At 62.0% G+C, this 12,972-nt stretch carries 12 protein-coding genes and 2 tRNA genes; 9 read left to right on the top strand and 5 right to left on the bottom strand.

The features are described 5' to 3' along the window. The first annotated feature begins 39 nt into the window (after window positions 1–39). The 4 genes from ASC97_RS13580 to recJ all read left to right on the top strand — a co-directional run bounded on the left by ASC97_RS13580 (window position 40) and on the right by recJ (window position 5,224). Window positions 40–456, top strand: a complete 417-nt coding sequence (locus ASC97_RS13580) for a hypothetical protein (RefSeq protein ID WP_057468839.1) — start codon at window positions 40–42, stop codon at window positions 454–456. 225 nt (window positions 457–681) lie between these two features. Then, complete coding sequence (locus tag ASC97_RS13575; RefSeq protein WP_037061425.1) at window positions 682–1,902, top strand: LL-diaminopimelate aminotransferase; 1,221 nt, start codon at window positions 682–684, stop codon at window positions 1,900–1,902. A 62-nt stretch (window positions 1,903–1,964) separates the two neighbouring features. Further along, window positions 1,965–3,287, top strand: coding sequence for a homoserine dehydrogenase (locus tag ASC97_RS13570; RefSeq protein WP_057468838.1), 1,323 nt, complete (start codon window positions 1,965–1,967; stop codon window positions 3,285–3,287). A gap of 134 nt (window positions 3,288–3,421) precedes the next feature. Then, window positions 3,422–5,224, top strand: coding sequence for a single-stranded-DNA-specific exonuclease RecJ (gene recJ, locus ASC97_RS13565; RefSeq protein WP_057468837.1), 1,803 nt, complete (start codon window positions 3,422–3,424; stop codon window positions 5,222–5,224). A 22-nt stretch (window positions 5,225–5,246) separates the two neighbouring features. Here the strand turns inward: recJ and ASC97_RS13560 are convergent, their stop codons facing one another. Then, complete coding sequence (locus ASC97_RS13560; RefSeq protein WP_057468836.1) at window positions 5,247–5,720, bottom strand: Lrp/AsnC family transcriptional regulator; 474 nt, start codon at window positions 5,718–5,720, stop codon at window positions 5,247–5,249. Between the two features lie 98 nt (window positions 5,721–5,818). Between ASC97_RS13560 and ASC97_RS13555 the strand changes: the two genes are divergently transcribed. The 4 genes from ASC97_RS13555 (at window position 5,819) to ASC97_RS13540 (ending at window position 9,811) form a co-directional block, all read left to right on the top strand. Continuing rightward, window positions 5,819–7,024, top strand: a complete 1,206-nt coding sequence (locus tag ASC97_RS13555; protein WP_057468835.1) for a diaminopropionate ammonia-lyase — start codon at window positions 5,819–5,821, stop codon at window positions 7,022–7,024. A 105-nt stretch (window positions 7,025–7,129) separates the two neighbouring features. Then, entirely contained in the window at window positions 7,130–8,308 is a 1,179-nt protein-coding gene (locus tag ASC97_RS13550; RefSeq protein ID WP_057468834.1) for a M20 aminoacylase family protein, read from the top strand. A 3-nt stretch (window positions 8,309–8,311) separates the two neighbouring features. Continuing rightward, window positions 8,312–9,109: an aldolase gene (locus tag ASC97_RS13545; RefSeq protein ID WP_057468833.1), complete on the top strand. Its 798-nt coding sequence runs from the start codon at window positions 8,312–8,314 to the stop codon at window positions 9,107–9,109. A 129-nt stretch (window positions 9,110–9,238) separates the two neighbouring features. Then, a complete protein-coding gene (locus tag ASC97_RS13540) occupies window positions 9,239–9,811 on the top strand; it encodes a hypothetical protein (protein WP_057468832.1) in 573 nt (190 codons plus the stop codon). Window positions 9,812–9,845: 34 nt separating this feature from the next. On the opposite strand, the gene ASC97_RS13535 is transcribed toward ASC97_RS13540, so the two are convergent. The 3 genes from ASC97_RS13535 to ASC97_RS13530 form a co-directional block, all read right to left on the bottom strand. After that, a tRNA-Glu gene (locus tag ASC97_RS13535) sits at window positions 9,846–9,920 on the bottom strand. Between the two features lie 72 nt (window positions 9,921–9,992). Further along, window positions 9,993–10,056 (bottom strand) — tRNA-Glu (locus ASC97_RS33970). 235 nt (window positions 10,057–10,291) lie between these two features. Further along, window positions 10,292–11,353, bottom strand: a complete 1,062-nt coding sequence (locus ASC97_RS13530; protein WP_057468831.1) for a class I SAM-dependent methyltransferase — start codon at window positions 11,351–11,353, stop codon at window positions 10,292–10,294. Window positions 11,354–11,585: 232 nt separating this feature from the next. Here ASC97_RS13530 and ASC97_RS13525 point away from each other — a divergent pair, with 232 nt between their 5' ends. Next, window positions 11,586–12,020, top strand: coding sequence for a hypothetical protein (locus ASC97_RS13525; protein WP_057469358.1), 435 nt, complete (start codon window positions 11,586–11,588; stop codon window positions 12,018–12,020). A 162-nt stretch (window positions 12,021–12,182) separates the two neighbouring features. On the opposite strand, the gene ASC97_RS13520 is transcribed toward ASC97_RS13525, so the two are convergent. Continuing rightward, on the bottom strand, window positions 12,183–12,956 hold the full coding sequence (locus ASC97_RS13520) for an amino acid ABC transporter ATP-binding protein (protein ID WP_037061447.1): 774 nt from the start codon (window positions 12,954–12,956) through the stop codon (window positions 12,183–12,185). Between the last annotated feature and the right edge of the window lie 16 nt (window positions 12,957–12,972).

The raw sequence follows: 12,972 nt of genomic DNA, 5'->3' as shown, positions 1-12,972 counted from the left end.
TAACAAGTCGAAGCAGCTTAAGGATCTGGAACCTCCGGCATGACGAACAACGGCATTCGCACCATCGCAAACGTGACCCGCATCGCTCTGATTGGCGCCACCGCGGCCATGGTGCTTGCCGGTTGCATGCGAACGCCGGAGGAAAAGGCAGCCATCGCGGCGAGGCGAGCGGCGCCTACCCCAGTCGTCATGAACGCGACCAAGGGCGAGGCGCCCACAGAAAGCGGTCTCAGCCATAGCCGGGACGGCTACCCCAACTTCGGCGCGCCGCTCACGGCCGCAAACGTCCAGATGAGCGACGAGGAAGCGGGCAACCTGCAGCAGAAGCTGACCGCGCTCGGTGCGCAGCGCAAGGCGGGCTCGATTACGGAGGCTGAATATCAGCGCCGGGTCGCCGAATACCGCAAGCTCGCTGAACAGCACGGCGCCGACACGCTTTCCAAAATTGCCAATTAGACCTTGCCTTCGAGGCGATTTGGAAGCAAAGCCTTCCGCCAGTAGCGGAAGATGAAATTTTCCTGATAATGCGCAGTCTGTGCGACGTTTCGTCAAAGAATCGCCGCGCGTTGAAAGTCTGATCAATACGGCGCTGGCGATTGTGAAGTTCGTATCGCGAGCAGCCGGGAATTATGGACGAACTTCGAGCGCGGCCGCAGTGGCCGCATTTCCGTGGGGAAAGAGATGGAAGAGTTTCACAAAGTCCGGCGTTTGCCGCCTTACGTTTTCGAACAGGTCAACCGTTTGAAAGCTAGCGCGCGAGCGGGCGGCGCCGATATCATCGATCTCGGCATGGGGAACCCGGACCTTCCGACACCGAAAGCCATCGTCGACAAGCTGTGCGAAGTGGTTCAGGACCCGCGCACGCATCGCTATTCCTCCTCGAAGGGCATTCCAGGCCTCCGGCGCGCCCAGGCCGGCTACTACGCCCGCCGTTTCGGCGTGAAGCTCAACCCCGATACCCAGGTCGTTGCGACGCTCGGGTCCAAGGAAGGCTTCGCCAACATGGCCCAGGCGATCACCGCGCCAGGCGATGTCATTCTTTGCCCGAACCCGACCTATCCGATCCATGCCTTCGGTTTCCTGATGGCAGGCGGCGTGATCCGCTCGATGTCCGTCGAGCCTGACGAGAGCTTCTTCCCGCCGCTGGAGCGCGCGGTGAAGCACTCGATCCCGAAGCCGATCGCGTTGATCCTCAATTATCCTTCGAACCCGACGGCCTACGTCGCGACGCTGGATTTCTACAAGGACGTCATCGCCTTCGCGAAGAAGCATGACATCATTGTGCTGTCGGACCTTGCCTATTCGGAAATCTATTTCGACGACAACGCACCGCCGCCTTCCGTTCTGGAGGTTCCGGGCGCGATTGACGTGGCTGTCGAATTCACGTCGATGTCGAAGACCTTTTCCATGCCCGGCTGGCGCATGGGATTCGCCGTTGGCAACGAACGCCTGATCGCGGCGCTGACGCGCGTCAAGTCCTACCTCGACTACGGCGCCTTCACGCCGATCCAGGTTGCGGCCACGCACGCGCTGAACGGCGACGGTTCCGACATTGCGGAAGTTCGCAGCGTCTACAAGCGCCGCCGTGACGTCATGGTCGATTCGTTCGGCAAGGCCGGCTTCGACGTGCCGCCGCCGGCTGCGACGATGTTTGCCTGGGCCAAGATCCCGGAGAAGTTCCGGCATCTCGGTTCGCTGGAGTTCTCCAAATTACTGGTCGAGAAGGCCGACGTCGCCGTCGCGCCCGGTATCGGCTTCGGCGAGCAGGGCGATGACTACGTGCGCCTGGCACTGGTGGAGAACGAGCATCGCATCCGCCAGGCGGCCCGCAACATCAAGAAGTTCATGTCGACTGCGGACCAGACGATGCACAATGTCGTCTCGCTGAACGCTCACCGCTGATATAATCCCTCAACGGCAGCCGCTTCCGGCGGCTGCCTCATGACAAATCTCAGGATCGATCCATGGCAGATGCCCTCAAAATCGGCATTGCGGGCTTGGGTACCGTTGGTGCTTCGCTTGTCCGTATCATTCAGCAGCGTAGCAACGAGCTTGCCGCAACATGCGGCCGTCCGATCCTGATTACGGGCGTTTCGGCCCGCGACAAGACCAAGGACCGCGGCATCAATGTCGGCGGCATCGAGTGGTTCGATCGGCCGGAAGACCTCGCGGCCAAGGGCGATATAGACGTCTTCGTCGAGTTGATGGGCGGTGCCGAAGGCTCGGCGAACCTCTCGGTTCGCACGGCCCTGCAGCGTGGTCTCCATGTGGTGACAGCCAACAAGGCGCTGCTCGCCTATCACGGCGTGGAGCTGGCGACGATTGCGGAAGAGAAGGGTGCGCTGCTGAATTTCGAAGCAGCGGTTGCCGGCGGCATTCCTGTTATCAAGGCGCTGCGTGAATCCCTGACGGGCAATACGATCGCGCGCGTCTACGGCATCATGAACGGCACCTGCAACTACATCCTGACCAAGATGGAGAAGGAAGGCCTGTCCTTCGCAGATTGCCTGAAAGAGGCGCAGCGCCTCGGCTATGCGGAGGCCGATCCCGCTTTCGATATCGAGGGCAACGACACGGCCCACAAGCTCTCCATCCTCACGACGCTTGCCTTTGGCAACCAGATCGCGGTCGACGACATCTATCTCGAGGGCATCACTAACATCTCGATCGAGGACATCCATGCGGCCGCCGACCTCGGCTATCGCATCAAGCTGCTCGGCGTTGCCCAGCGGACGGAAACCGGCATCGAGCAGCGCGTGCACCCGACCATGGTACCGGTCGATTCCGTCATCGCCCAGGTCGATGGCGTCACCAATGCGGTGGCGATCGAATCGGACGTCCTCGGCGAACTGCTGATGGTCGGTCCCGGTGCCGGCGGCAACGCAACCGCCTCTTCCGTTCTCGGCGATATCGCCGACATCGCCAAGAGCCGTCCGGGCGTGCAGCAGGTTCCGGTCCTCGGCCATCCCGCCAAGTCACTGGAGCCTTACCGCAAGGCGCAGATGCAGAGCCACGAAGGCGGTTACTTCATCCGCCTGACGGTGCTCGACCGTACCGGCGTCTTCGCCAGCGTCGCTACCCATATGGCCGAGAACCAGATCTCGCTCGAATCGATCGTGCAGCGCTCGAAGCAGCACCTGGCGCCTTCGCACCATCAGACGATCATCATGGTCACCCACGCGACCACAGAGCAGTCCGTACGCAAGGCCGTCAACGCGATCAAGGAAGAGGGATTCCACGTCGGCGAGCCGCAGGTCATCCGCATCGAGCGCCCGAAAGACACCTGACCGGCAGCAGTTCCTTCTTCCCGCTGGGGAGAAGGAACGAGCAGGCGTTGCCACGTCGCAGGAAGCAGCCTAGATGTGCCGATGTCGCCTCGGTCCCGGGGCGGTGACATCAGACGAGGCAAAGAGGCGACAGAGTGGAAATACCCGCCGATCCGGTACAGCGAGCGTTTCTCGGCGTCGAGAAATCCGTTCTGGACAATCGTTGGATATCGCGCCTGGACCAGGCCGGCCAAAACCGCGCGCTGGCGATGTCGCAGATGCACGGTATGCCGGACCTGATTGCGCGCGTCCTGGCCGGACGTGGTGTCACGGTTGACGAGGCCGTCGAGTTTCTCGATCCGACGCTGCGCAACCTCATGCCCGATCCCTACACGATGACCGATTGCGAAAAAGCCGCAAAGCGGCTTGTCGAGGCGATCCGCGGCCGGCAGCAGGTCGCGATCTTCGGCGACTACGATGTCGACGGCGCCTCTTCCTCGGCACTGGTCTACCGCTTCCTGACGCATTTCGGCGTCAAGGCCGCGATCTATATTCCCGACCGCATCTTCGAAGGCTACGGGCCGAACGCCGCCGCGATCGATCAGCTGATCGACAACGGCGCCCGGCTCATCGTGACCGTCGATTGCGGTTCCACGAGCCACGATGCGCTGGCGGCGGCCGCCAGGCGCCAGGTCGACGTCGTGGTCGTGGATCACCACCAGGTGACACATGACCTTCCGCCCTGCCACGCGCTGGTCAATCCGAACCGGGAGGACGATCTCTCCGGGCAGGGGCATCTCTGCGCGGCAGGCGTCGTGTTCCTCGTCCTCGTGGCCACCTTGCGCCTGTTGCGCGAGGCCGGCGATCCGCGAGCGCGTTCCATCGATCTGCTCCAGTGGCTGGATATCGTGGCGCTGGCGACCGTCTGCGACGTCGTGCCCTTGAAGGGTCTGAACCGCGCCTATGTGGTGAAAGGCCTGATCGCCGCCCGCCATCAGGGAAATGCGGGGCTTGCGGCGCTGTTTCGCAAGGCCGGGCTTGCCGGGCCGGTGACGCCCTATCATTTCGGCTTCCTGATCGGCCCGCGCATCAATGCCGGCGGCCGCATCGGCGATGCTGCGCTGGGCAGCCGGCTGCTGACGCTGGACGACGCCGGGGAAGCGGAGGTGATCGCCCAGAAGCTCGACGAACTCAATCGCGACCGCCAGGTCATGGAAGCTGCGATGCTGCAGGAGGCCGAGGCGGAGGCGCTGGCTGAATACGGCGACGGCGAGGGCGCTTCGGTGATCGTCACGGCGCATGAGAAATGGCATCCGGGCATCGTCGGGCTGATTGCCGCGCGCCTCAAGGAAAAGTTCAAGCGCCCGGCCTTTGCGATCGCCTTCGATCCGTCGGGCAGGGGCACCGGCTCGGGACGCTCGATCAATGGTTTCGACATGGGCAAGATGGTCCGCGCAGCCGTCGACGAAGGCCTGCTCGTCAAGGGCGGCGGCCACGCGATGGCGGCGGGATTAACGGTCGAGCGCGAAAAGCTCGGCCGCCTTCGCAGCTTCTTTTCGGAGCGTGCCGAAAAGACCGTGGCGAGCCTCGTCGCCAACGAGACGCTGAAGATCGATGGCGCGATCGGCGCCAGCGGTGCGACGGTCGACCTGATCGACCGGCTGGAGACGGCCGGTCCCTATGGATCGGGTCACGCGCAGCCGATCTTTGCGATCCCCGCGCACCGCGTGCGCGATGCCCGCATAGTCGGGGAAAAGCATGTGAAGGTGACGCTCGAAGCTATGGACGGCGCCCGCCTTGACGGAATTGCCTTCCGCGACGCCGATACCCAGCTCGGCAACCTGTTTCTGAACTCGCGCGGTGCCAGCATGCATGTTGCCGGCTCGTTGGGGGCGGAACACTATCAGGGTTCGCGACGCATCCAGCTGCGGGTGCTCGACGGAGCCCCGGCGCGATGAGCGCCTAGATCCCGGCGAAGCGTCAGAGTGGCACGGAGAGCGTCGACTTGACGTTGTCCATTGCGACGAAAGTCCGAAATTTCCGGACGTTGCCGCTATCGAAAAAGAGCCGCCGCGTCAGCCGCTCGTAGTGCGCCATATCAGGCACCAGTACCACCAGCACGAAATCCGCCCCGCCGGTTACATAGTAGCACTGCTGGACCTCACGAGCGGCGGCGAAGCTTTGCTTCAGCGCATCGATCAGCTCCGCTTTCTCGCTTTCGACTTCCACCTCCACGAAGATGGTGATCGGCTGGCCGACCTGGGCTGGATCGAGCAGGGCCGTATTCTGCCTGATGACGCCGTTTTGCTCCATGCGCTTGATCCGCCTCTGGACCGCCGGAGCAGACAGATTGATGGCTTCGCCGATCCTTCGCTGGGGCGTCGTATTATCCTGCTGCAGAATCCGCAGGATGGCGATGTCGAAGGCGTCCAGGGCCGCTTGGTCGGTTGGCATCGGCGCGCTCCACGATACAAACTTGCAAATGATCGGCGTAAATGCAGCGCATCTTTCGCCTCCCTTGCACTATATTCTTGCACAAGGGAGCGATCGACATGTTTTTGAAAAACATCCACATCGACTACAATACGCCATTGTTGACTTCAGATGCCGAAATGCTCGGCCTGGCCGCCGCCGAAAACGCCGAGCGCTATCTGCAGCATCGCGAGCATCACGCGGAAACGCCGCTCCACGCCTTGCCGGCTTTGTCTCGTGAACTCGGGGTCGGATCCATCCATGTGAAGGACGAGGGGCATCGCCTCGGCCTCGGCAGCTTCAAGGCGCTTGGTGGATCGTACGCTGTCGTCCGATTACTGCTCGAAGAGGCCGAACGGCGCCTCGGGCGTATTGTGAACGTCGCCGAGTTGCATTCGCCCGAAGTCCGGGCGGTCGCCGCAACCATGACTTTCGCCTGCGCGACGGATGGCAACCACGGCCGCTCGGTGGCCCAGGGGGCAAAGCTTGTCGGAGCCCGGTCGGTGATTTCAGTGCATGCCGGCGTCAGCGACGAACGTGTGGCTGCCATTGCGCGGTTCGGGGCGGAGATCGTTCGCGTCGACGGCAACTACGACGATTCGGTCGCAGAGGCCGCGCGCGTCGCCGCTGAGTACGGCTGGACGATTGTGTCGGACACCTCATGGCCCGGTTACGAGCGGATCCCCGGGTTGGTGATGCAGGGCTATACCGTGTTGGTGCGGGAGGCGCTGCGCCAGATGCGGGTCCCGCCGACGCACGTCTTCGTGCAGTGCGGTGTCGGCGGCATTGCCGCAGCCGTCGCTGCCCACCTCGCCGAGGTTTTCGGTGAGGCGCGCCCGATCTTTGCCGTGGTCGATCCCGCACGCGCCGCCTGCATGTTCGAAGCGGCCAGAACCGGCCGGCCGGCGAAGATCAAGCATGGCGCACCGACTGTGATGGCCATGCTGGAATGCTACGATCCGTCGCCCGTTGCCTGGCGTATTCTGTCCCGCGTGGCGGATGCCTTTATGACGGTGGAGGAAGACGATGCGATTGTAGCCATGAACCGGCTGGCGCGTCCGTCCGCCGGCGATCCGCCTGTTGTCGCCGGTGAAAGCGGCGGCGCCGGCCTGGCCGGCCTGGTCCGCGCTCTTGACGATCCGGCGGCAAGCGAGGCCCTCGGTTTGAACGGCCAATCCCGTGTTTTCGTCATCAACACCGAAGGTGCCACCGATCCGAAGCGTTACGCCGAACTGGTTGGAATGGAGCCGGCCGATGTTGCTGTCCGATCGGGGGCCCCCACATGATCGAAAGTTTTCACCGACCGGCAGGCGAGGCCTGTCTTGTCGCAGGCGCAGGCAGTCTGCTTGATGCTGTCGTCGCACTGACCGTGCCAGCGTGAAGGAGCCGAGATGACCGATTTGCAAGCGTTGCACGCAGAGATGACGGCCTGGAGGCACGATCTCCATGCCCATCCGGAATTCGGCTTCGAGGAGAAGCGCACCTCGGCCTTCGTTGCAGCCAAGCTGCGGGAATTCGGGCTGCAGGTGGCCGAGGGTGTCGGCGGCACCGGGGTCGTCGGAACGCTCTCGCGCGGTTCCGGCAATCGCTCCATCGCCTTGCGCGCCGACATGGATGCGCTGCGTATCACCGAGCAGGGACAACGGGCCTATCGTTCGCAGACGCCCGGCACGATGCACGCCTGCGGCCACGATGGCCATACGGCAATGCTGCTGGGTGCCGCAAAGCTCCTGGCAGAGCAGGGTGGCTTCGACGGGACCGTCCGATTTCTGTTTCAGCCGGCCGAGGAATGGGGCAAGGGGGCGATGGCGATGCTGGACGACGGCCTGATGGAGCGCTTTCCGTTCGAGGAGATCTACGGCCTGCACACCATGCCGGGTTTGCCGGTCGGCCATTTCGAAACGCGCGCCGGACCTGTCATGGCCGCGGAAGACAATTTCGAGATCGTGCTCACGGGTATCGGCGGGCACGCCGCCCGCCCGCATGCGGGCAACGAGGTGCTGGTCGCCGCCTGCGCGCTGGTCACAAACCTCCAGACCATCGTTTCACGCCGGCTGAGTCCTGCCGACGTTGCTGTGGTGTCGGTCACCGAACTCGTCACCGACGGTACGCGCAACGCGCTGCCGGGGCTCGCGCGCATTCTTGGCGACGCCAGGAGCTTCCGGCCGGAGGTCAGCGCCGAGATCGAAAGGCAGATGCGCACGATCGCACAGGGAACGGCCCTTGCCTACAATGTCGCGGTGCAGGTGGATTACACACGAGAATTCGTGCCGCTGTTGAACGATGCCGCACTGGTCGACGAGGCGTTTGCCGCTGCGCTCTCGGTGCTGCCCGAGACCAATGCGAAGATCGCACGCGAGCCCATGACCGCATCGGAGGACTTTGCCCGTTTTCTGGCGAAGGTCCCGGGTTGCTTCGTCTTTATGGGTAATGGCGAAGGTTCCGCGCCGCTGCACAATCCGAATTTTGATTTCGACGACGCTGGCCTTCTGCATGGAGCCCGCTACCATGCGGCAATCGTCCGCCGTCGCCTGCCGCAAAACTCTGACCCAACGATCCCATCGGAATAGACTATGGCCCACGCTCTCGACATTCCATCCGTCGCCCCGAATATCCCAGGTGCCAACCAGCCTGATCTCGACAGTGACGTCGTCTGGCAGGCGAGGGTCGATCTTGCCGCCTGCTTCAGAATGGCGGCCAGATACGGCCTGGAGGAGGGCATCTGCAATCATTTCTCCGCGGTCGTCCCGGGATACGACGACCTGTTCATCGTCAATCCGTACGGATCCGCGTTCCGCGAATTAACCGCCTCGAAACTGCTGGTCTGTGATTTCCACGGCAATGTGGTTTCGGGCGAAGGCCAGCCTGAAGCGACCGCTTTCTATATCCATGCGCGTATCCACAAGCGGCTGCCGCGTGCCAAGGTGGCGTTTCACACCCATATGCCCTATGCGACGGCCCTGTCGATGACCGAAGGCGACCCGCTCATTTTTGCCGGGCAGACCGCGCTGAAGTTTTACGGGCGCACTGCCTTTGACAAGAATTACAACGGCTTGGCACTGGACGAGCGCGAAGGCGACCGGATTGCAGCTGCGGTCGGCGATGCCGATGTCGTGTTCATGAAACACCATGGCGTCATGGTGCTTGCGCCCAATATCGCCGAGGCATGGGACGATCTCTACTTTCTGGAGCGCGCCTGCCAGGTGCAGACCCTGGCGCTATCGACCGGCCGGGAGGTGCTCCCGGTCGACCCGGCCATCGCGGAAGCCGCCTATCGGCAGATGCGGGAGGGCGATCCGGAATCCGCCAGGCTCCATCTGGCTGCGATCAAACGTACGCTCGACGCCGAGGAACCGCAGTATCGGGACTAGGCCGCGATTGGCGGTCCCGAACGCGTCGGAAGAGAACTGGGAGCACATACATGTAGCTGCAGGCGCGTCGTCAGCTACGCATCCTGCGAATGTCGCCCGAGGTCGAGACGTCCCCGAGGAACCAGATCGATGACCCGTCATTTGCGAATTCTGGCTGCGTTGCTCTCACTGTCACTCATCAGTGCCGGACCGGCTGACGACGGGCGCTGGTATGCCGGCGAATATTCCTTCTCCGATGAGCTTGGCGGCTTTCGCATCCTGTCCGTGACAGGATCGGGTACGAAATCCGATCCGATCGAAATCGACGAGGAACTCGACGCGGCGGCCCCGGTCACGCTGGTGATCAGGACCGCAGCTCAGCTTCACAGGTCGACTGGCGGTGCCTTCCACCTGCGTGTCGTCGCCGTGAACAAGAGCGGACTGGCCTGGATCGCGTTCGAATTCGAACTTCAGGAGATCAGTGGCAAACCGAGCGACTTCAATGACGGTCTGTCGTTTGGCCAGACCAACCCCAATCCGGACTTCATCTCCTCCGACCGTTTTGCCCGTTTCGAAAGCCACTTCGAGAGCTTCGATCGGCTACGCTTCGAAAACGGCCACACGGATCCCCAGGACAAAACGGAGTTTGGCTTCTTCATCACCGACGTCACGCCGGTTCCCGAATTCTACCTGGTGCAGGACCCGCGCGTACCATTCTCGTGAGGCACATATGTTTGAAGCGAGGCGCAAATGAAATTGGCACGCCCTAGGGGAGTTGAACCCCTCTTTACAGAATGAGAATCTGTCGTCCTTACCGATAGACGAAGGGCGCTCCGTACCCACTGAAAATAGGAAAGACTGGCGTCTTCTGCAAGCGTCGAATGGGATGGAAAACAGAGAGAAGTGGCACGCCCTAGGGGAGTCCCCAGAATGAAAATCTGGTGTCCTAACCGATAGACGAAGGGCGCTTCCTTCGTGGTGGCGCCCTTATAGTCAGGCCTTCCGAATCCCGCAAGCGGCAAAGCAAAGAAAAGTCTGAATGACGCGATTTTTTCTGCGCCTGTGGATGAATCCGGCGTTCTGATCTTGATAGGGCTTTCCGGCATTTTATCTATGTTGCTGATATATCTATGCTAATTTCGATGACGCATTGTCCGGTCGCGTGAATGCCGCATGCGGCCGGCTCGCGTGGGAGGCCCGCCGTCAGGCGCGCACCTCGAAGACCATGTTGAACGGCGTCTCCGTCGCCCGGTGGAAGTGCTTGAAGCCGGCGTCGAGCGCCACCTTGCGCAGCTTCGTCTCGCCGGCCTGCGCGCCGAGCGCCAGTCCGACCTCCTGAGACATCGAAGCAGGCGTGCAGATCATCGTCGACGCACCGTAATAGACGCGCCCGACCGGGTTGAGGTTGTCCTTCAGGCAATCATGCGCAAAGGGTTCGACGATCATCCACGTCCCGTCGTCAGAGAGCGATTCCTTCACGTGCTTTCCCGCGCCGACAGGATCGCCCATGTCATGCAGGCAGTCGAACATGGCGATGAGGTCGTAGCGCCCCGCCGGGAAGCTCGCCGCCGATGCCTGCTCGAAGGTGACGCGATCGGCAACGCCTTCCTCCTTGGCGGCGGCTCTCGCCCGCTCGATCGACGGCATATGGTAGTCGAAGCCGAAGAACGTCGAAGCAGGATAGGCCTTTGCCATCAGAATGGTCGAGGCGCCGTGGCCGCAGCCGATGTCGGCAACCTTGGCGCCGGCCTTCAGGCGTGCCTCGACACCCTGAAGCGCTGGAATCCAGTCGGCGATCAGACTGTTGTTGTAGCCTGTCCGGAAAAAGCGCTCAGTACCGCGGAACAGGCAGTTGCTGTGTTCGTGCCAGCCGACACCCTTGCCGGTGCGGAAGGCATCGGCGATCTTGGGTTCGTCGGTCCACATCGCCTGTACCAACTGGAAGGCGCCGGTGAAAAAGGCGGGGCTGCCTTCCTCGGCGAAGACCATGGCCTGTTCGGGCGTCAGGCAGAAGCGGTCCGTCTTCTCGTCGTATGTCAGATAGTCGGCTGCCGCCAATGCGGAGAGCCATTCGCGCAGATACCTCTCCTTGATCGCGGTCTTCTTGGAAAGCTCCGTCGACGTCACCGGGATGCCGTCGGCCATGGCCTTGAAAAGTCCCACATCGTCGCCGAGCACCACCAGGGCGCCGGATACGGCTGCGCCGACGTCGCCGATCAACCGGCCGACGAGGGCATCCACTTTCTGCATGTCGGGTTGGCGCATGTCATCCTCCATTGGAAATGCAGGGAAGAACCAGCAGCCGCCAGTGTACCACTCACGCAGAGGGTACGGAAGGACGCATCCGGACGGCGGCGCGGATTGCCCGGCGGCTGACGGAGCAGACGTCGATGTGCGCCCGACAATTTATCGCATCGGTTGCGAAAATGCCGCGTTGACAAGAAAAATACCGGGAATGATAGTCGGTTAGCCTATCTGAGGCGTTGGAGGAATGATCATGATCAAGCATTTGACACTTCTTGCTTCCGTTTCCCTGCTCGGGGCGCTTGCCTTCGCCACTCCCTCCTCGGCGCTTACCATGAAGGAGTGCAGCGCGAAGTATAAGTCGGCACAGGCCGACGGATCCGCCAAGGACATCAAGTGGAACGACTTCCGCAAGGCGCAGTGCGGTCCCGACGCGACGGCCGAGCCTGATGTTTCCATGGCGACCGATGAAGAACCCGTGAAGCCGACGATGACGGCGCCGAAGGGCGTGACGTTCCCGACGGCAATCGCCCCGAAATATGCCAAGGAAACACCGGGCAAGGGTCGTATGCACACCTGCGTCGACTCCTATCATGTGAACAAGGAGGCCAACACGCTCAACGGCCTGAAGTGGATCCAGAAGGGCGGCGGTTATTACAGCCTTTGCAATGCCAAGCTGAAGACCTGACAGGCTCGGCTACCGAGAACGCCTGTCTGCCAGGAGTGCCAGGGCCCTGCATCGCGGGGCCCTCTTTTTTTGGGCGCCGTATTTTGCCGCCGGCCGCTTTGCCGAACGAAAAAGGCCGCCTGGCATAGCCGGCGGCCTTCGCATGGGTGTGGGGCGCTGTACCTAGTGGAGGATCTGGCTGAGAAAGAGCTTGGTGCGCTCGTGCTGGGGATTGTCGAAGAATTCGGCCGGCGAATTCTGTTCGACGATCTGCCCCTGGTCCATGAAGATCACTCGGTTTGCCACCTGGCGGGCAAAGCCCATTTCGTGGGTGACGCAGAGCATGGTCATGCCTTCTTCGGCAAGCCCGACCATCGTGTCGAGCACTTCCTTGATCATTTCCGGATCGAGTGCCGATGTCGGCTCGTCGAACAGCATGATCTTCGGATTCATGCAAAGCGAGCGGGCAATCGCCACGCGCTGCTGCTGGCCTCCCGAAAGCTGGCCCGGATACTTGTTCGCCTGCTCGGGGATCTTGACGCGTTTGAGGAAGTGCATCGCGACTTCTTCGGCCTGCTTCTTCGGCATCTTGCGCACCCAGATCGGAGCCAGTGTGCAGTTTTCCAAGATGGTCAGGTGCGGGAACAGGTTGAAGTGCTGGAAAACCATGCCGACCTCGCGGCGCACCTCGTCGATCTTCTTGAGATCGTTGGTCAGTTCCACGCCATCGACGACGATCTGGCCCTTCTGGTGTTCTTCCAGACGGTTGATGCAGCGGATCATCGTCGATTTTCCGGAGCCCGACGGCCCGGCAATGACGATGCGCTCGCCGTTCATGACCTTGAGGTTGATGTCGCGCAGCACGTGAAAATCGCCGTACCACTTGTTCATGTTGACAATATCGACGGCCACATCGGTCGCGGAGACGGTCAATTTCTTGGGTTTGATTTCAGCCATGCGTGTTCCCTCATTT

The sequence above is a fragment of the Rhizobium sp. Root1203 genome (assembly GCF_001424945.1).
In the GTDB taxonomy this organism is placed as follows: Bacteria; Pseudomonadota; Alphaproteobacteria; order Rhizobiales; family Rhizobiaceae; genus Rhizobium.
Note: the sequence above shows the minus strand (reverse complement) of the source record. Positions and strands in the feature narration are given on the sequence as shown.

Coding starts and splice junctions, on each gene's coding strand:
- ASC97_RS13580 (WP_057468839.1), top strand. CDS start 40: ATGACGAACAACGGCATTCGCACCATCGCAAACGTGACCCGCATCGCT.
- ASC97_RS13575 (WP_037061425.1), top strand. CDS start 682: ATGGAAGAGTTTCACAAAGTCCGGCGTTTGCCGCCTTACGTTTTCGAA.
- ASC97_RS13570 (WP_057468838.1), top strand. CDS start 1,965: ATGGCAGATGCCCTCAAAATCGGCATTGCGGGCTTGGGTACCGTTGGT.
- ASC97_RS13560 (WP_057468836.1), bottom strand. CDS start 5,720: ATGCCAACCGACCAAGCGGCCCTGGACGCCTTCGACATCGCCATCCTG.
- ASC97_RS13555 (WP_057468835.1), top strand. CDS start 5,819: ATGTTTTTGAAAAACATCCACATCGACTACAATACGCCATTGTTGACT.
- ASC97_RS13550 (WP_057468834.1), top strand. CDS start 7,130: ATGACCGATTTGCAAGCGTTGCACGCAGAGATGACGGCCTGGAGGCAC.
- ASC97_RS13545 (WP_057468833.1), top strand. CDS start 8,312: ATGGCCCACGCTCTCGACATTCCATCCGTCGCCCCGAATATCCCAGGT.
- ASC97_RS13540 (WP_057468832.1), top strand. CDS start 9,239: ATGACCCGTCATTTGCGAATTCTGGCTGCGTTGCTCTCACTGTCACTC.
- ASC97_RS13530 (WP_057468831.1), bottom strand. CDS start 11,353: ATGCGCCAACCCGACATGCAGAAAGTGGATGCCCTCGTCGGCCGGTTG.
- ASC97_RS13525 (WP_057469358.1), top strand. CDS start 11,586: ATGATCAAGCATTTGACACTTCTTGCTTCCGTTTCCCTGCTCGGGGCG.
- ASC97_RS13520 (WP_037061447.1), bottom strand. CDS start 12,956: ATGGCTGAAATCAAACCCAAGAAATTGACCGTCTCCGCGACCGATGTG.